General features: G+C 69.8%; 17 protein-coding genes. 8 read left to right on the top strand and 9 right to left on the bottom strand.

Annotated features, from left to right (window positions below):
* Positions 1–46: 46 nt before the first annotated feature.
* Both ACFQRD_RS14110 and ACFQRD_RS14115 read left to right on the top strand, forming a co-directional pair.
* Positions 47–817, top strand: coding sequence for a MerR family transcriptional regulator (locus tag ACFQRD_RS14110; protein ID WP_377019392.1), 771 nt, complete (start codon positions 47–49; stop codon positions 815–817).
* Positions 818–1,011: 194 nt separating this feature from the next.
* Entirely contained in the window at positions 1,012–1,842 is an 831-nt protein-coding gene (locus tag ACFQRD_RS14115; RefSeq protein WP_377019393.1) for a SurA N-terminal domain-containing protein, read from the top strand.
* Between the two features lie 18 nt (positions 1,843–1,860).
* Here the strand turns inward: ACFQRD_RS14115 and ACFQRD_RS14120 are convergent, their stop codons facing one another.
* The 3 genes from ACFQRD_RS14120 to ACFQRD_RS14130 are packed head-to-tail and all read right to left on the bottom strand — an operon-like array spanning position 1,861 to position 4,882.
* Positions 1,861–3,366, bottom strand: a complete 1,506-nt coding sequence (locus ACFQRD_RS14120; RefSeq protein WP_377019394.1) for a tripartite tricarboxylate transporter permease — start codon at positions 3,364–3,366, stop codon at positions 1,861–1,863.
* Entirely contained in the window at positions 3,366–3,869 is a 504-nt protein-coding gene (locus tag ACFQRD_RS14125) for a tripartite tricarboxylate transporter TctB family protein (protein WP_377804594.1), read from the bottom strand. Before ACFQRD_RS14125 ends, ACFQRD_RS14120 begins: the two co-directional genes overlap by 1 nt.
* Positions 3,866–4,882, bottom strand: coding sequence for a tripartite tricarboxylate transporter substrate binding protein (locus ACFQRD_RS14130; protein ID WP_377019396.1), 1,017 nt, complete (start codon positions 4,880–4,882; stop codon positions 3,866–3,868). Before ACFQRD_RS14130 ends, ACFQRD_RS14125 begins: the two co-directional genes overlap by 4 nt.
* A gap of 117 nt (positions 4,883–4,999) precedes the next feature.
* Here ACFQRD_RS14130 and ACFQRD_RS14135 point away from each other — a divergent pair, with 117 nt between their 5' ends.
* A complete protein-coding gene (locus ACFQRD_RS14135) occupies positions 5,000–5,344 on the top strand; it encodes a universal stress protein (protein ID WP_377019398.1) in 345 nt (114 codons plus the stop codon).
* Between the two features lie 16 nt (positions 5,345–5,360).
* Here the strand turns inward: ACFQRD_RS14135 and ACFQRD_RS14140 are convergent, their stop codons facing one another.
* The 3 genes from ACFQRD_RS14140 to ACFQRD_RS14150 all read right to left on the bottom strand — a co-directional run bounded on the left by ACFQRD_RS14140 (position 5,361) and on the right by ACFQRD_RS14150 (position 8,412).
* Positions 5,361–6,926 carry a GMC family oxidoreductase gene (locus ACFQRD_RS14140; RefSeq protein WP_377019399.1) on the bottom strand — a complete coding sequence of 522 codons (1,566 nt, stop codon included), beginning with the start codon at positions 6,924–6,926 and terminating at the stop codon, positions 5,361–5,363.
* Positions 6,923–7,513 carry a hypothetical protein gene (locus tag ACFQRD_RS14145; RefSeq protein WP_377019400.1) on the bottom strand — a complete coding sequence of 197 codons (591 nt, stop codon included), beginning with the start codon at positions 7,511–7,513 and terminating at the stop codon, positions 6,923–6,925. Before ACFQRD_RS14145 ends, ACFQRD_RS14140 begins: the two co-directional genes overlap by 4 nt.
* 107 nt (positions 7,514–7,620) lie before the next feature.
* On the bottom strand, positions 7,621–8,412 hold the full coding sequence (locus ACFQRD_RS14150; protein WP_377019401.1) for an IclR family transcriptional regulator: 792 nt from the start codon (positions 8,410–8,412) through the stop codon (positions 7,621–7,623).
* A gap of 116 nt (positions 8,413–8,528) precedes the next feature.
* On the opposite strand from ACFQRD_RS14150, the gene ACFQRD_RS14155 reads away from it, so the two are divergent.
* Positions 8,529–8,849 (top strand): putative quinol monooxygenase, encoded by a 321-nt coding sequence (locus ACFQRD_RS14155; RefSeq protein WP_377019403.1) that lies wholly within the window; start codon positions 8,529–8,531, stop codon positions 8,847–8,849.
* An 81-nt stretch (positions 8,850–8,930) separates the two neighbouring features.
* On the opposite strand, the gene ACFQRD_RS14160 is transcribed toward ACFQRD_RS14155, so the two are convergent.
* Complete coding sequence (locus ACFQRD_RS14160) at positions 8,931–9,197, bottom strand: DUF3072 domain-containing protein (RefSeq protein ID WP_377019404.1); 267 nt, start codon at positions 9,195–9,197, stop codon at positions 8,931–8,933.
* A 265-nt stretch (positions 9,198–9,462) separates the two neighbouring features.
* Here ACFQRD_RS14160 and ACFQRD_RS14165 point away from each other — a divergent pair, with 265 nt between their 5' ends.
* Entirely contained in the window at positions 9,463–10,308 is an 846-nt protein-coding gene (locus ACFQRD_RS14165; protein WP_377019405.1) for an SDR family oxidoreductase, read from the top strand.
* 12 nt (positions 10,309–10,320) lie between these two features.
* On the opposite strand, the gene ACFQRD_RS14170 is transcribed toward ACFQRD_RS14165, so the two are convergent.
* Together ACFQRD_RS14170 and ACFQRD_RS14175 are read right to left on the bottom strand one after the other, a co-directional pair.
* Positions 10,321–10,947: a dihydrofolate reductase family protein gene (locus ACFQRD_RS14170; RefSeq protein ID WP_377019406.1), complete on the bottom strand. Its 627-nt coding sequence runs from the start codon at positions 10,945–10,947 to the stop codon at positions 10,321–10,323.
* 92 nt (positions 10,948–11,039) lie between these two features.
* On the bottom strand, positions 11,040–12,812 hold the full coding sequence (locus tag ACFQRD_RS14175; RefSeq protein WP_377019407.1) for a GNAT family N-acetyltransferase: 1,773 nt from the start codon (positions 12,810–12,812) through the stop codon (positions 11,040–11,042).
* On the opposite strand from ACFQRD_RS14175, the gene ACFQRD_RS14180 reads away from it, so the two are divergent.
* The 3 genes from ACFQRD_RS14180 (at position 12,798) to ACFQRD_RS14190 (ending at position 17,811) form a co-directional block, all read left to right on the top strand.
* Positions 12,798–13,640, top strand: coding sequence for an alpha/beta fold hydrolase (locus tag ACFQRD_RS14180; RefSeq protein WP_377804596.1), 843 nt, complete (start codon positions 12,798–12,800; stop codon positions 13,638–13,640). The genes ACFQRD_RS14175 and ACFQRD_RS14180 overlap by 15 nt on opposite strands.
* A 443-nt stretch (positions 13,641–14,083) precedes the next feature.
* Positions 14,084–16,321: a choline BCCT transporter BetT gene (gene betT, locus ACFQRD_RS14185; protein WP_377019409.1), complete on the top strand. Its 2,238-nt coding sequence runs from the start codon at positions 14,084–14,086 to the stop codon at positions 16,319–16,321.
* 5 nt (positions 16,322–16,326) lie between these two features.
* Complete coding sequence (locus ACFQRD_RS14190; RefSeq protein ID WP_377019410.1) at positions 16,327–17,811, top strand: aldehyde dehydrogenase family protein; 1,485 nt, start codon at positions 16,327–16,329, stop codon at positions 17,809–17,811.
* The last annotated feature ends 149 nt before the right edge of the window (positions 17,812–17,960 follow it).

A 17,960-nucleotide genomic window follows, 5' to 3' on the forward strand; every position in this document is an offset into this window, starting at 1 on the left:
CGTCACTGTGGTCCATGCACCACGGTGGAGAGAGGAGGAACCGGACATGGCCGGCAACACAGAGCAGGAGTGGTCGATGCAGGACGTCGTCCGCCGCTCCGGCACGACCAGCCGCACCCTGCGCCATTACCAGCAGGTGGGGCTCTTGACGCCCTCCCGCACCGGGCACGGCGGCCAGCGGTTCTACGACCGCGACGGGCTGCTGCGCCTGCAGCGGATCCTGGTGCTGCGCGAGCTCGGCCTCTCCCTGGCGGAGATCGGCCGCGTGCTCGAGAAGCAGGTGGACGTGGCCGACGCGCTGCGTGAGCACGTGCGGCAGCTGGAGCGTGAACGGGAGCGCCTGGCACAGGCCGTCGCGTCGGTGCGAGCGACCCTTTCGATGATCGAGACAGGAGGAGGACTCATGGCAGAGAAGATGTTCGAGGGATTCGACCATACGCAGTACAAGGATGAGGTCGAGGAGCGCTGGGGTGCGCAGGCCTATGCCGATTCCGAGGCGTGGTGGAGGTCTCTGGACGAGGCCGGGAAGCAGGCGTTCCAGGCGGAGCTGACCGACCTGATCGCCGCTTACGACGACGCCGCCCGGCGCGGGGTCGCCGTGGACAGCGAGGAGGTGCGGGCCCTGACCCGCCGGCTATACGACTGGATCAGTGCCGGCTGGGGCGGGAAGGCTCCCGACGCGGAGGCGTTCATGGGGCTCGGTGAGATGTATGTCGCCGATCCTCGATTCGCGAAGACCTTCACGCTCGAGGGCCGGGAGCTCGCGCCCTACGTGCGCGATGCGATGGCCGTCCACGCCGCGGAGGAGCTGGCGTAGACCCAGCGCACGGCGTCGCCGGCGGCCCGAGCTCTCTCGGGCCGCCGGCGACGCCGCGTCCGGGAAGGCCCGTAGAGGGCATCGGTCCTGCGCCTCACCAGCGGCGTTATCTGACCGTTATCTGAGTATTCCTGCAACACGGTGCCAGGTTTCGGGTTGTAGCGTCGCCCGGGCCGTCAACCTCAGGAGGCACAGTGAAGGTCCCCAGCACCTCGACAATCCGCAATACGCTCGCCGCCGCCTCGCTGGCGGCTGTCGTGGCCCTCGCGGGCTGCAGCGGAGATCAGGCCGCTCCGTCGGGCGCCAGCGACGGAGGCGGCCAGCAGCCCTCCGTCAGCGACGGGGGCGGCCAGCCGCCGGCTCCCAGCGACGGAGGCGGCCAGCAGGCTCAGCCCGACGTCTCGGACGTCCCGGACGTCGTCGCCGAGGTCAACGGTGAGGAGATCACCAAGGACGAGTTCGTCCAGGCCTACGAGAGCCAGTTCCAGCAGGCCTCCATGCAGCAACAGCAGCAGGGCGGCGGCGAACCGCTCGACCAGGCGAAGCTGAAGGAGCAGGTCGCCGCTCAGCTGATCGACAACCGTCTCGTGCTGCAGGCCGCCGATGATGCCGGTATCACGCCGACCGAGGACGACATCGACGCCCAGCTCGAGCAGTTCGCCGCGCAGCAAGGCGCAGGGTCGGTCGACGAGCTCGTCAAGGCCGCGGAGCAGCAGGGCATCTCCGAGGAGGATCTGCGAGCCGACGCCTCCGACAACTTCCAGCTCACCGGCTATGTCGATCAGGAGGCGGGCATCGAGGAGCCGAGCGAGGAAGAGGTCAAGAAGCAGTACGACCAGCTCGTCGAGCAGTCGAAGTCCGGCGGTCAGCAGCCCCAGTCCGGCGGCCAGCAGCAGGAGATCCCGCCCTTCGAGGACGCACGCGACAAGCTCGCCGAGGACATGCTCATGAAGCAGCGGCAGGAGGCGCTCCCGCAGATCACCGAGGACCTGCGTGAACAGGGCGAGGTGACCGTCAACCTCTGAGGGCCGGCAGCGCCCGTGTCAGACGTCCCGGCGTGTGCGCCTGCGCACGGCGGTGCGGACCGAGAGGGCGATGACCACGGCCAGCAGGACGTAGATGCCGATGGTGATGGGGCTGGAGACCAGCACCCTGGGGTCGCCGACGGACGAGAGCAGCGCATCGCGCAGTGAGCTCTCTGCCAGCGGCCCCAGCACCATGCCGATCATCAGCGGTGCCAGCGGGTAGTCGTAGCGGCGCATCACGAAGCCGAGCACGCCCACGGCCAGGAGCAGCAGCAGATCGAAGACGGCACCCGAGGTCGCGTAGATCCCGAGCCCGCAGAACAGCGTGATCCCGCCGTACAGGTAGGGCTTGGGGATCAGCAGCAGCTTCGACCACAGCTGGGCGAAGGGCAGGTTGATGATCAGCAGCACCACCATCGCCAGGAAGAAGCTGGCCAGCAGAGCCCAGACCAGCTCGGGGCTGCGATCGAACAGCAGCGGGCCGGGCTGGAGCCCGTACTGGCGGAACGCCGCCAGCATGATCGCCGCGGTGGCCGAGACCGGCAGGCCCAGTGCCAGCAGCGCACCCATCGCCATGCCGGTGGTGGCGTTGCCCGCCGCCTCGGGGGCGGCCAGGCCGCGGATCGCTCCCTTGCCGAACATGGGCACCCGACGCCGGCGGTCCAGCCTGCGCTCCGCCTCGTAGGCCAGGAAGGTGGGCACCTCGGCGCCGCCGGCGGGGACCACGCCGAACGGCAGACCGATGAGGGTGCCACGGCCCCAGGCCGGCGCGGCCTCGGCGAGCTCGTGGCGGCTGAGGAACGGCCGGCCGGCGGCGCGGATCTGCAGGTCCTCCCGGTCGCGCCGGACGCGGGAGGCCACGGAGAAGACCTCGCCGAGGGCGAGGATGCCGACGGTGACGGTGACCAGCGAGATGCCGTCGAAGAGCTGCGGCGCTCCCCCGGTGAACCGCTCCATCCCCGAGACCCCGTCGATCCCGACCAGGGTGATCCCGATGCCCAGGACCAGAGCGGCCAGCCCCTTGAGCACGTTGTCGGCGACCACCGACGAGGTGGCGACGAAGGCGAACAGGGCCAGGGCGAAGAACTCCGCGGGCCCGAAGCTGGCCGACAGCGCCACCAGCGCCGGGGAGAGGAAGACGACCAGGACCGAGGCCACCATGCCGCCGATGAACGCGCCGATGGCAGCTGTGGCCAGGGCCTGCGGGGCGCGTCCGTCGTTCGCCATCCGATGGCCCTCGAAGGTCGAGGCGATCGCGGAGGCCTGCCCCGGGGTGTTCAGCAGGATCGCCATCGTCGAGTCCCCGAAGAGACCGCCGAAGTAGACCCCGGCGAACAGGATGAACGCGGCGGTGGGATCCAGGGCGAAGGTCATCGGCAGCAGCAGCGCCACCGCCATCGAGGAGCCCATTCCCGGCAGCACGCCGACGGCGGTGCCGAGCAGGCAGCCGACGACGACCCACAGCAGGTTCATCGGGGTCAGGGCGCCGGCGAAGCCCTGCATCAGCAGATCGAGCTGCTCCATCAGAAACCGCCTCCCAGAATGCCGGAGGGAAGCACCAGGCCGAGGCCGGTGGCGAAGATCAGGTAGACGAGCGAGCTGAGGAACAGCGCCACCAGGATGTCGAACACAGGCCGGCGGGAGCCGAAGCCGTGCGCCGCGCACCAGAACAGCAGGCCACCGGCGAGGATCCAGCCCAGCCAGGGCAGCAGCAGCGCGAAGGCGAGGAAGCCGCCCGCCACCCAGGCCAGGGCGACGAAGTCCGAGTGGGTGCGGTAGCGCCGCCCGGAGGTCTCCTCGGCCGGTTCGGGGTGGCGAAGCACGCCGATGGCGAGCAGCACGGCCAGCAGCAGTCCGACCGAGCCGAGGATGACCGGCACGAACCGCGGACCGGGGAACTCGGCCTCCCCTGCCTCCAGCAGAAACGAACCGATCAGCAGGTACAGGCTGAAGGCCGCGATGATCGCCGGCATCAGCAGCGCCGAGCGGCCGTGCCAGAAGCTCCTGGTCCTCTCCATCTCGCTCATCCTCCGATCTCCTCGAACAGCCCGGCGATGCGGTCGGTCTCCTCGGCGACGTACTGCGTGAGCTCTTCGCCGCTCAGCGGCACCTCGACCCAGTAGTTGCGCTCCACGGCGTCCTGCCATTCAGGGGTGGCGACGGCTTCGTCGATCAGGGCCTCGAGCTCCGAGACCTCCTCGTCGGTCACCACGGGCGGCGCGAACAGCGCGCGCCAGTTGGTCAGGGTCACGTCGTAGCCGAGCTCGGGCAGGGTCGGGATGTCGACGCCCTCGAGGCGCTCCGGGGCGACGACGCCGAGGGCTCGGAGCCTTCCACCCTGGACCTGGGGATAGATGTCGGCGAAGCCGCCCGCGGTGGCCTGAGCGGTTCCGTTCAGGAGGGCCTGGATGGCCTCGCCCCCGCCGTCGGAGGGGATATAGGTCGACTCCGCCGGCGCGATCTCCGAGGCCAGCGCGAGGTCCGTCATCACGAGCTGGTCGAAGGAACCGCCCCCGGTCCAGGCCAGGGACGGAGGATCCTCCCGCCACGCCGTCACCAGTGACTCCAGATCCTGATGCGGGGAGTCGGCGGGCACGGCGATGAGGTCGTACTCCTCGATGACGCGGGCAATCGGGGTGACATCGGTGATCACGGACGAGGTGTCGAACTGGATCTGCGCCGCGATCTGGCCGGTGCCGCCCACCATCAGCGTGTTCGGCTGGTCCATCTGGCTGACGCTGCCCAGAGCGATGGTGCCGCCCGCACCGGGGACGTTCACCACCTGCACATTGCCCACCAGGGAGTTGGCACGCATGGTCTGCTGCATCTCGCGCTGGAAGGCGTCCCAGCCGCCGCCCGCTGCCGCGGGAGCGACCAGGGTCAGGGCGGAACGGATGTTGCTGCCGCCCGAGGCGGAGCGGATCGACTCGTAGCCGGCGGCTGCGATGACAGGGACCGCGAGGATCCCGAACCCGATGCTGAGGGCGCGGCGGCGGGTCGGGGATCCGGCCGGCGGCGGGCTGTCTGCCGCATGGGGCATGGGCACGACTCCTTCGTCATGAGGTGGCCCGACAGTCTAAACACCCTCACCACCGCCGGTGCCGTCGCGACCACGCGTCGGCTAGGGTGCCTGGCAAGAACCCCCGAAGGAGCGCCCATGTCTGTTCTCGTGGCAGGAACCGCCACTCCCGCCGGCCGGGCCGCCTACCGCTACGGGATCAGCGAGGCCCGCCGCCGCGGGGAGGACCTCGTCTACTTCCTCATGGACGGCGAGCACACTCCCTCCCCGGACCTCGGCGAAGTCGTCGAGCAGGTCGAACGGCCCGACGAGCGCGGCCACTCCGAGGCCGGCGACCTCATCGACCGGGCGGAGCGCGAGGACATCTCCGCCGTCGTGATCGGCGTGCGTCACCGCTCGGCGGTCGCCAAGCTCTTCCTCGGCTCCTTCGCCCAGCAGATCATCCTCGAGGCGAACAAGCCCGTCATCTGCATCAAGCCCTGACCCCGTCGGCGCAGACTCAGACTTCCCCCTTCGACAGCGCATCAGCCAGGTACTCCGCCTGCCGGATGGCCAGGGCGACGATGGTCAGGGTCGGATTCGCGGCCGCCCCGGTGGTGAACTGCGAGCCGTCGGAGACGAACAGGTTCGGCACGTCGTGGGCGCGGCCCCACTTGTCCACCACACCGTCCTCCGGCCGTTCGCTCATACGGCAGGTGCCGAGGTTGTGGGTGGAGGGGTACGGCGTGGTGCGGTGCGTGCTCACGGCGCCGACCGCGTTGTACAGCGTGGTCGCCGCCCCGTAGGCGTGCTTGCGCATCGCGACGTCGTTGGCGTGGTCGTCGAAGTGGACGTGGGCGGCCGGCAGTCCGTGCTGGTCGGTCACGGTCGCATTGAGGGTGACCGCGTTGGACTCCTGGGGCATGTCCTCGCCCACCAGCCAGCATCCGGCGGTGTTCTCGTAGCCGTCAAGCAGCTTGGTGAAGTCCGGTCCCCAGGCGCCGGGCTCGACGAAGCTCGCCATGAAGGCGGGGCCCAGGGAGATGGTCTGGATGTAGTAGCCGCCGGCGAACCCGCGCGCGGGGTTGTGCACGGATTCGTCGTAGATGTTCCCGGCCATGGTCTCGCCCCGGTACATACGCACCGGCTTGTCGAACTGGGCGTAGACGCTGCCGGTCATGTGGCGCATGTAGTTGCGCCCCACCTGACCGGAGGAGTTAGCGAGCCCGTCGGGGAACATCGAGGAGGAGCTGAGGTGCAGCAGCCGCGGCGTCTCGATCGAGTTCCCGGCCACGCACACGACCTTCGCCGCCTGCCGGTGGAGGTCGCCGTCCTTGTCGAGATAGATCACGGCGTTCACGCGGCCGGTGCGGTCGTGGAGGATCTGGCAGACGTGCGAGTCGGGTCGCAGATCCAGCTTCCCGGTCTCCAGGGCGCGCGGGATCTCGCGGACCATCGTCGACCACTTGGAGCCGTTCTTGTCGCCCTGGAAGTTGAAGCCGTCCTGGATGGAGGCCGGTCGGCCGTCGTACGGGGCGGCGTTGGTGCCGTAGGGCCCGGTCGCGTAGTAGCGATAGCCGAGCTTCTCCGCGCCGGCGGCCAGGACCTTGTAGTTGTTGTTCGCCGGCAGCGGCGGGCGGCCACCGCGATGGGTGGAGCCGATCGCGTCCTCGGCGCGCGTGTAGTACGGCTCGAGGTCGTCGTACGAGAGCGGCCAATCCATCAGGTTCGCCCCGTCGATGCGACCGTAGGTGCTGCGGGCCCGGAACTCGTGCGGCTTGAAACGCGGGGTCGCCCCGGACCAATGGGTGGTGGTGCCGCCGACGGCCTTGACGATCCAGGCCGGGAGGTTGGGGAAGTCCCGGGCGATGCGCCAGGAGCCCGACGTGGTGCGCGGATCTGTCCACGCCATCTGGTTGAAGGCCTCCCACTCGAGGTTCATGTAGTCCTCATTGCGCAGGTACGGGCCGGCTTCGAGGACGACGCACTCGATGCCCTGCTTCGTCAGCTCGTAGGCCAGGGTGCCGCCGCCGGCGCCGGAGCCGATGATGACGACGGTCTCGGTGTCGTGGTCGATGGTGCTCATGCCTGCTTCGTCCTTCCGTTGCCGACTCGGCCCGCCCTGGCGCGACTCTGCCCGGCGGGCACCGCGGCACCGCGGGTGCTGCTGGTGCTGGCGGCCGTGGGCAGATCGGAGACGACCTCCTCGAGGGGCTCGCCGTCGTACTCCTCGATCCGGGGATCAGGCAGCCAGTCGAGGTCGTCGAATCCGCGGTCGATGTAGCCGCCCTGGTCGAAGGACGGCCCTTCGTAGCCCAGCGCCTCCCATACCTCCTCGTCCTCGTAGAGGGTGACCACGCTGGTCTGACGCACGAACCCGAAGTAGGTGGTGTGCTGGATCCTCCCCAGCAGCGGCAGTGCCTGCTGCGGCGTGAGCTCGTGGAAGATCCCGCCGGCAAGTCCCTGCAGGGAGTCCAGACCCTGGGCGAGCTTGACCCGCATCCAGGTGCTCTCCTCCGCTTGCTTCCGCACCACCGCGGCGGTGCGCTCGTAGGCCGCGTCGGGGACCCGCTCGTGCGGGAACGCGGCTTTGATCAGGGCGACCAGTGTGCGGTCGGCTTCCTGTGTCCCTTCGACGTCGTTGACGGCCTCGCTGCTGCGCGATGCGCTCATGACATCTCCTTCCCACTGCGTCGTCGTCAGTGATGTGGAGCACAACCTAGGAACGGCCCCCAGCCGCGGCAACTCCGCTTATCGCGGGGCGAGAACGAGAACGGGGATCAGCCGTGGTGGGTGCCGAGGCGGTAGGCCCGGCCGGCGCGCGAGGCGCAGGCACGCACCCGGTCCTCGACGTGCCGGGTGCGGCCCTCGTACGCCGCGACGGGCGCCGAGACCGCGACGGACCCGATGAGCATGCCGTCGTCGGCCTTGATCGAGGCGGCGAGGCAGTCCGTCCCCGTCTGGAACTCCTGGTGCTCCCAGGCGATGCCCCGCGCGGAGATCTCCTCCAGGTGCCGGCGCAGCAGCTCGGGGTCGGTGATCGTGCGATTGGTGTGGGCGCGCAGCTCGCGATCGGCGAGGTAGGCGTCGCGCTCCTCGAGCGTGAGGGCGCTGAGCCCCACCTTCCCGAAGGCGGTGGAGTGCGGGCTCTCATGGAAGCCGAATCCCATGGGACTCAGCCGCGGGTGCTGCGGGGAGTCCGCGACGAAGACGACGACGAAGTCCGTGCCCCGGTGGATCGCGAGATAGGCGGCCATTCCCAGGTCGCGGTGCATCGCGCAGACCTCCTCGCGCACCGCGCGCGGAATGCCGAGATCCTCGTGGAGGCCGACGGCGAGGCGGTGCAGCTGGTAGCCCAGGGCGAACCGCCTCTCATCCCTGAGGTGGACGAGGTACTCCTCACGGATCAGCTCCTGGGCGATCCGGTACACCGTCGGCAGCGGGATCGACGTGGCGTCGGCGATGGTGCGTGCCGAGCTGCTGCCGTGCTGGGCGACGGCCTCGAGCACGGCGAGCGCCCTGGCGATCTGTCCGGCCGGGGCCTCGTCGTCCCGGTCCTTCATCAGGGTCATCCTGCCTCCTTGCGATCGACCCCCATTGTGCTCTTCTTGTCCTGCGAGAATCGCTCTATCGCACGCCTCGCCCGCCGGGCAGGCTGTTCGCATCACCGATCCGGAAAGGACCCGACATGATCCTGATCAACGTCAAGTTCCCTGTGAAGCCCGAGTTCGCCGACCAGTGGCCCGAGCTCTCGCGGGAGTTCACCGAGGCGACGCTGGCCGAGCCGGGCAACAAGTGGTTCGAGTGGTCTCGCAGCGTGAAGGACCCCAACACCTATGTGCTGATCGAGGCCTTCACCGACGACGGCGCCGAACCGCACGTGAACTCCCCGCATTTCCAGAAGATGCAGGAGGAGTTCCCGCAGTACCTCTCCGCGACCCCGCAGATCATCTCCCAGCAGGTCGAGGTCGAGGGCTGGGGCCCGATGGGCGAGCTCACGGTGGACTGACTCGACTGAGCCGGCTGAAGCAGGGCAGGACGACGACGGGGCGCGGTGGATGACCACCGCGCCCCGTCCCGTCGTGAGGGCTCAGCCCGGGCGCCCGCCCTGGAGCCGGTCGATGTGCTCGGAGGCCTCGGCCTTGGTGAGGTTCGCCGGGAGCTCCTCCCCCGCCTGCTTGGCGAGCGTGTCGAGGTAGGACTTCTGGGCCTCGGTCATCGGGTCGTCCCCGCTGACCCACTCCTCGGGGTCGCGCTGCAGCGCGGGGTCGCTCTGGCCATCGCCTGTCGCGCCGAGGGTCTCCTGGCCGCGGTCGTCCGCCGCACGGGAGGGATCATCAGGCGTCGGATCGGTCATCGGGAGCCTCCTGGAATGACGGCCGCCGGATCGGGCCGGCGGGGTCCTGATCGTGGTGACAGTTTAGTGCGCGCACTGCGCCCCGCCGCGGATCGGGCGCGTCCTCGTCCGTTCGGTCGGCTCATGGTCGTGCTCGGTCACCCGGGTGGCGCCGCGGAAGGTTCTCGTGCGGCGAGAACCTTCGTTGCCGTCGGGGCCAGGCGTTGCTGTGCTGTCGCTGCGGCGCCGCTCGGCATCGCCGGAACTCTCGATGAGGAGAAGAACCATGAGCACCACGCAAAGCGGCACCGACGATCTGTCGACCATCGAGGCGGCGCGGCGCAGGGCCCCCGAGGGCCAGCGGGTCGCCGTCGTCACCGGAGCGGCCCGCGGCATCGGCGAAGGGATCGCCCGGCGCCTGGGGCGAGACGGCCTGCACGTCGTGGTGGCGGATCTGCCGACCATGCAGGAGGGCATCGACTCCACGGTGGAGGCGATCACCGCGGCGGGCGGGACGGCCACGGGCACGGACGTGGACGTCACGGACGAGGCCTCGGTCGAGCGCCTGGTCGCCTCTGCCGTCGAGGCCGGCGGCCACCTGGACGTGTTCGTCGCCAACGCCGGCATCGCCCAGGTCCAGGAGCTGATCGACTACGACGCCGCGGATTTCCAGAAGATCGTGGACGTGAACATCACCGGAGTGTTCAACTCCTACCGTCAGGCGGCCCGGCAGATGGTCGCCCAGGGTCATGGCGGCAAGATCATCGGCGCCGCCTCGATCGTCGCCTTCCGCCCCTTCGCGCTGCTGGGGCCCTACTCGGCCACGAAGTGGGCGGTCCGCGGGCTGACCCAGGCCGCTGCGATGGAGTGGGCCGAGCACGCGATCACGGTGAACGCCTACGGTCCCGGCATCGTCGGCACCACGATGTGGGATCTCATCGACGAGAAGCTGGCAGCCAAGAACGGCCAGCAGCGGGGTGAGGCCCTGGCCGAGAACGCCCGCTCGATCCACCTCGGACGGGTCTCGGTCCCGGACGATGTGGCCCGCATGGTCTCCTACCTCGCGAGCGAGGACTCGGACTACGTCACCGGTCAGACGATGCTGGTCGACGGCGGGATCCAGTTCAGCTGAGACCCGATGGAGTCAGCGCTGCCACGCCGTCCCGGGCGGCTCGGGCAGGTGCGTCGGCGAGTAGTCGAGCAGTTGCAGTCCGCCGGCGAAGGTGCGCGCCTCCCGCAGATCAAGACGGAAGTCCTCGAACTGCTCCCAGATGCGCTCGAGGCCGGTACGGCCCGTGATCACCGGGAACAGGATGACGCGGAATCGGTCCACCACGCCCGCCCGCAGCAGCGAATGCGCGAGACGGATGCTGCCGATGGTGGTCAGCGGCTTGCTCGAGGTGCGTTTGAGGTCCCTGACCCCCTGGATGGCATCAGTGCTGATCAGCGTGGTGCTCGGCCAGGAGAGCGGCTCCTCCAGGGTGGCGGAGAAGACCACTTTGTCCGTGGCGGTCATCTGCTCGAAGCTGGCCTTCTCCTCCGCGGAGACGTCGATCTGCGCGGCCTCGACCGCCATCTGCGACATCAGCCGGTAGGTGGTCGCGCCCATCAGCACGAGGCGCTCGGGTTCCTGCGCGAGCCATTCGAGGTACTCGGGGCTCTCCAGTCCCCACCACCCCGGCCACCCCTCGGCGGCGGCGCAGCCGTCCAGAGAGAGGATGAAATCGACGATCAGTTCCTGTTCTGCCTGCGGAGTCTGGGCGTCGGCCATGACCGGTCCTCGTCATCGAGCGCTGCGCTGGGGGCGCGTGCGCGGTGCGTCCACGCTAGTGCCTGAAGGTCACCTCGACCAGGCCCACGCCGTCACAGGGCGCGCTTGAGACCGGCGTGGGTCGCCTCGTAGCCGAGCCGCGCATAGAACTCGCGGGCGCCGGTGCGCTCGAGGTCCGTGGTGAGCTGGGCCAGGGATGCGCCGCGGGTGCGCCCGTGGGCATGGGCCCACTCGAACATCGCCCTGCCCAGGCCGCGGGAGCGTTCGGAGAGTGCCACGCGCACCGCCTCGATCTGCAAGCGGGTGGCGCCGCGACGCGAGAGACCGGGCAGGATCGTCAGCTGCATCGTGCCCACCACGGTCCCGCCCTCGTCGCGCACCACAGCCAGATAGTGCGCACGATCGTGGGCGATCTGGTCGAACGCGGCCTCGTACTCCTCGAGGTCCCCGGCCTCGCGGGTGCGGCCGATGTCGTCGTCGGCCAGCAGGTCCCGGATCGCCGGGAGGTCTCCCCGCTCGGCCCGCTGGAGGCGATAGGTCCTCTGCCCGCACCGCAGCACGTCCCCGGCGGAGGATCGTGCTCGCTGCTGCATCCGGGCGACCAGCGCGTCGAGCCAGGCGCCCACCCCGGCACGGGCCTCGCCGGTGTCCGGGTAGCGGCAGCGCAGATGCACTCCCGCCTCGTCGAGGATGAACCAGAGCATCACCCCGTCGGGGCGGGTCGCGGCGCTGACGTACTGGGCCTGCAGGCCGACGTCGTCGATGCGCACGGGCAGCCGCCGCAGGTCCAGCCAGGAGATCGCGAACATGCCCGGGGCCTCCGGCATGCCTCCCCAGGGAGCGAGGACCTTCTCGAGCGGCCACGATCCGAGGCGGATCGCCTCCTTGACAGCGGCCGCGGCGGCGGCCGGCGCCGGGTCCCCGGATTCCAGCACGGAATTGGTGATGAACCAGCCCACCGAGTCGTGCCAGGTGGTGTCGTACCGGCTGTGGACCGGGAACACGGCGCGCAGCGGGACCCCTGCCAGCTCGCGGGTCACCTCGGTCATCAGGGAGACCGCCAGCGCGAGGGTGGAGACCCCGTCGGAGCGGGCCTGCGCGGAGAGGGCGGCGGTATCGTCCACGTCCAGGACGTCACGGACCTCCACCCGCTCGGGCTGCGGCCCGGCCTCCCCCAGCGGCAGCGGGAAACGAGGCATGACGTCCCCGCCCGCGGCGATGATCTCCCGCCAGCGGCGCTGGACATCCTCGGGAGCGTCGCGGCCGCGCAGGATCCGGGTGTGCTCGGCGAAGGTCGGGACCCAGCCGGGGAAGAGCTCGCGGCCGGCGCCGACGTCCGCCAGGGCGGTGAGCAGGTCGCGGGCGAGCACGAGCATGGACCACATATCCACGTGGGCGTGATCCGCGGCCAGCACGAGCGTGGGGCCCTGGGCGGTGTCGATCATGCACAGCCGGTGGGCGGGGCGCGCCAGGGACACGCAGTGCTCATCGAGCACCTCGCGGAGCACTTCGTGCATGGAACGACCGGGGCCGACGGGATGATCGACCCAGCGGCCGGGCCCGACCTCGATGCTCCTGAGCCGCACTCCTGCATGCTCGGTCTCGTCGGTCTCGTCGAACACAGTGCGCAGCGTGCCGTGGCGGGCGATCACGCCCAGCCACGCGGCACCGAGCTGATCGGGGTCGACCCGGCTGGGCAGGGTCAGCGAGATGGCCATCCACGAGCCCGGCCGGTTGCCGGCGGCCACGTGGCGGCGCTGATCGAAGGAGACCGGCAGCTCGGCGCCAGGGGCGGACGTCTCCACCTCGTAGCTGCGCAGAGCACCGAACGGGAGCCGCAGATGGGCGACGTGGGTGAGCCGCATGGCGGTAATCTAACCGGCACCCGTCTCGCCACCGACCCGGAGGTCCCGTTGTCACCATTCCGTGTCCGAGGGGCCGAGCTCGCCTGTGAGTACAGCGACGAGGGCGGGCATCCGGTGGTCCAGCTGCACGGGCTGACCTCGAGCCGTGCTCGGGACCGACTGCTCGATCTGGATCTCGGTCGGGGCCAGTCCGGGACCCGCCTGCTGCGCTATGACGCGCGCGGCCACGGCCGCTCCACCGGGTGCCCACTGCCGGAGGACTACCGCTGGAGCCTGCTGGCCGAGGACCTGCTGGCGCTGGTGGAGGCCTACTTCCCCGGGGAGGCGGTGCACGGCGTCGGACCGTCGATGGGATGCGGCACCCTGCTGCACGCGGCAGTGCGGGAACCGGACCGGTTCGACGGACTGACTCTGCTGCTGCCGCCGACGGCGTGGGAGACCCGCGCCGCGCAGGCGAGGGACTACGAACGACTGGCAGCATTCGTCGAGCGCCATGGCGCCGAACGCCTCGCCGGTGCCGGCGCGAGCCTGCACGCGCTGCCTCCGGCCGCGGCGAGCCATCCTCCGGCGACCCCGGACGTCGCCGAACGGCTGCTCCCGGCGGCCTACCGAGGGGCTGCGCTCAGTGACCTGCCCTCCCGGCAGGAGCTCGCGGGCCTCCGGCTGCCGGTGTCGATCCTGGCGTGGACCGGGGACGGAGGCCATCCCGTCTCCACTGCGCTCTCACTCGCACGGGTGCTGCCGCGGGCCCGGCTCCGGATCGCCGAGCGACCCGAGCAGGTGGCGGCATGGCCCGAGGTGCTGCGCGAGGACGTCGGTCGCGACTGAGCGGGGCCGCTCGGCCGCCCGGGCGCCGCTGGGCGCCGAGCCGATTCCGGAGAGTTGCGCGAAGGCACGGAATTCGTGTGCCCCGCGCGGTCTTCGCGAACGTCGAGAATTCTCGCGCCGGCCCCTCGCGAGCATTCACGATTCCGGCGGTCCGCGGCCCTGCGGCCGGCGGCACGACCCCGGTCGGCTCCGTACGCACCTGCGATGGGACCCTGGACAGCGACGGGAACACGCGCGAGACTGATCTGCACCTGCCCCGGCGTGGCATTCCGCACCCGAGAAATCGTCATCTGATGGGTGGATCACGGACTGTGCACCGATAGTGGCCCGCGGAGCGGAGATCACCTTAGTGTCGTGCGTCGGCCGAACCCGCCGGAACGAAGAATTCCCGGCGCCGGCCGATGCACCGTCGGACCCCTCGCTCGTCGATCGAAAGGACCGTGATGGCCCAGGCCGCCCAGAGCCACCCGCCCACGTCAGCTCCCGGACCCGGGAGGGACCCCGGTGGGGAGGACGGCGGCCCCGCGACCCGCACGGCGGGCTCCCACTCCCCCGTGAACTGGCCGGTGTTCATCGGCACCTCGGTGCTCATCGTGGCGTTCGTGCTGTTCGCCGCGATCTGGCCGGGCACCGCCGAGACGGTCATCTTCGGCTCCATGGGCTGGGTGGCGACGAACTTCGGCTGGTACTACGTGCTCACGGCCGCCCTCGTGGTGGTGTTCGTCGTGATCGTGGCAGCCTCCAAGGTGGGCCAGACCCGGCTGGGTCCGGACCATTCGCAGCCGAAGTACAACATGTTCACGTGGGCCGCGATGCTGTTCGCCGCGGGGATCGGCGTGGACCTGATGTTCTTCGGCATCTCTGGTCCGGCGACGAACTACCTGACCCCGCCGGACGTCCCCGCCGGCTCCGCCGAGGCCGCGCGGATGGCCCCGATCTGGACGATCTTCCACTACGGCATCCCGGGCTGGGCGATGTACGCCCTGATGGGCATGGCTTTCGGCCTGTTCGCCTACCGGTATCACCTGCCGCTGAGCATCCGTTCCGCTCTCGCCCCGATCTTCGGCCGCCGCATCCACGGCGCCGTGGGGCACGCGGCCGAGATCGCCTCGACGATCGGCACCATCTTCGGCATCTCGGTCTCCCTCGGCATCGGCGTGGTGTTCTTGAACTTCGGGCTCTCCGCGCTGTTCGGGATCCCCAATTCGATCGCGGTGCAGATCGCTCTGATGGCGCTGGCCGTGTTCATCACCATCGCCTCGACCGTCTCGGGTGTGGACAAGGGCATCCGCCGCCTGGCGGAGCTGAACGTCTACCTCGCGATCGCCCTGATGCTGTGGGTGCTGATCACCGGTGAGACCCACCAGCTGCTCAACGCCCTGGTCCAGAACATCGGCGACTTCTTCTCCCGCTTCCCCTCGATGCTGATGACCACCTTCGCCTACAGCGACGGGGCCGAGGGCTATCCCGCGGATCAGTGGATGGCGGACTGGACGCTGTTCTTCTGGGCCTGGTGGATCGCCTGGGCGCCGTTCGTCAGCCTGTTCCTGGCGCGCATCTCCCGCGGCCGCACCCTGCGCGAGTTCATCGTCGGCGTGCTGCTGATCCCCTTCTCGTTCATCCTGCTGTGGGTCTCGATCTTCGGCAACGCCGCGCTGGGCTTCTTCGGGGACCAGGAGTTCCTGGATCTCGCGGTCAATCAGCCCGAATCCGGCTTCTTCAACCTGCTGGAGCAGTACCCGGGGTCGCTGTTCACCGTGTCCCTGGCTCTGCTGACCGGCCTGTTCTTCTATGTCACCTCGGCCGACTCCGGCTCGCTGGTGATGGCGAACATGACCTCGAAGGCCTCCAGCACCGACTCGGACGGCCCGCCGTGGCTGCGGATCGTGTGGGCCGTGATCACCGGCGCCCTGACCGTGGTCATGCTGTTCATCGACGGCGTGTACACGCTGCAGGCTGCGACCGTGATGGTGGGACTGCCGCTGTCGATCATGGTGTACCTGGTGATGTTCAGCCTGTGGAAGGTGCTGAGGACCGAGCGGATGAACCTCGAGTCGCGCCAGGCGGCACTGCCCGCGCTGCTGACCAGCCGGGTGCGCGAGGGCGGCGAACGCGGAACCTGGCGGGACCGGCTGCGCCACCGCATGTCCTACGCCTCCGCCGAGCAGGCCACGGACTTCGTCGAGACGGTCGCCACGCCCGCCGTGGAGGAGGTCGCCGCGGAGCTGAGCGAACTGGGCTGCGAGGTCACCTGCCACCGCGGGTCCCACCCGGACAGCTCCATCCCCTTCGTCGACCTGGTCGTCTCCTTCCCCGAGGGGGAGGACTTCAAGTACCAGACCTACCCCGTGGCCTACTCCGTCCCGAACTTCGCGGCCAACCTGGCCGCCGTGAAGGACACCTACTACCGCATCGAGATCTTCTCGGCGCTGGGGTCGCGGGGACGCGACATCATGGGGTACACGAAGGATCAGGTCATCGCCGATGTCCTGGACGCCTACGACGCCCACATCATGTATCTGACCATGAGCCGGCAGATCGGCACCGTGACCGGAGCGGTCCCGGTGACCGCTCCGGACGAATGGGTCGACACCGACCAGCTCGACGACCCCGCCCCGACGACCGCTGCGCCCGACCGGACGGGCCCGGCCCCCCGCACCACCCGCGACGGAGGAGAATGAGCGTCATGACTGACCAGATCGCCACCCTGTACATCGACGGCCAGTGGGTCCCCTCCTCGTCCGGAGAGACCCGCACCGTGACCTGCCCGGCCGATCAGAGCGAGGTCGGAGTGGTCAGTGAGGCCACCGCCGAGGACGTCGCGCGGGCCATCCTCGCGGCCCGGGCCGCCTTCGAGTCCCGCGTCTGGGCCGACAAGCCGGCCTCCGAGCGCGGGGACTTCCTGCTGCAGGTCGCCGATGCGCTGGCGGCCCGCAAGGACGAATTCGCCCGCGCCGAGGCGCTCGACACCGGCAAGCGACTGGTCGAGGCCGAAGGCGACATGGACGACATCACCGCCTGCTTCCGCTACTTCGGCAAGATCGCCGATCAGAACCCCGGGCGCCTCGTCGACGCCGGTGACGGCAGCGTCATCTCCCGCGTCGTCCACGAGCCCGTCGGCGTGTGCGGGATGATCACGCCCTGGAACTTCCCCCTGCTGCAGGCCTCGTGGAAGATCGCCCCGGCACTGGCCGCGGGCAACTCCTTCATCATCAAGCCGGCCGAGCTCACTCCGCACACCACGATCCTCATCCTGGACGTGCTGGACAAGCTCGGGCTGCCCGCCGGGGTCGCCAACCTCGTGCTCGGCGCCGGTGGCGTGGTCGGCGCTCCCCTGTCCTCCCATCCGGAGATCGACCTGATCTCCTTCACCGGCGGCCTGGTCACCGGCCGCAAGATCGCCGAGTCCGCGGCGAGCGACATCAAGAAGGTCGCCCTCGAGCTCGGCGGCAAGAACCCCAACGTGGTCTTCGCCGACGCCGACTACGAGGCGGCGCTGGACAATGCGCTGAACGCCGGGTTCCTCGACTCGGGCCTGGTCTGCTCCGCGGGCACGCGCCTGATCGTCCAGGACACCATCGCCGAGCAGTTCGTCGACGACCTCGTCGCCCGCGCCGAGGGCATCGTCATGGGCGGTCCGCTCGACGAGGATGCGGAGACCGGCCCGCTGGTCTCCGCCGAGCACCGTGACAAGGTCACCGACTACGTCAATCGCGGCGTCGAGGCCGGCGCCCGGCTGCGCACCGGCGGGAACTGGGGCGGCCCCGAGCACGAGCAGGGCTTCTTCTACGCCCCGACCGTCCTGGATCAGTGCACCGCCGAGAACCCGGCCGTGGTCGAGGAGGGCTTCGGCCCCGTGATCACGGTGGAGACCTTCTCCACGGAGGAGGAGGCGATCGAGATCGCCAACCACACCGAGTACGGCCTGGCCGGCGCGGTGTGGACATCGAACTCCGGCACCGCCAATCGGGTCTCGCGGCGTCTGCGCCACGGCACCATCTGGATCAACGACTTCCACCCCTACCTGCCGCAGGCGGAGTGGGGCGGCTTCAAGCGCTCCGGCATCGGCCGCGAGCTCGGCCCGAGCGGACTCGAGGAGTACACCGAGGCCAAGCACATCTACGAGAACACCGAGCCCGCGGTCTCCGGCTGGTTCCCGCGCAAAGGCTGATCGACGTACTGCGAGCTTGCGAGCGGTAGGAGACCAGCCCAGCAAGCTCAGCTGATCGACGTACTGCGAGCTTGCGAGCGGTAGGAGACCAGCCCAGCAAGCTCAGCTGATCGACGTACTGCGAGCTTGCCAGCGGTAGGAGACCAGCC

Source organism: Brachybacterium sp. GCM10030268, from assembly GCF_042666305.1.
Lineage (GTDB): Bacteria > Actinomycetota > Actinomycetes > Actinomycetales > Dermabacteraceae > Brachybacterium.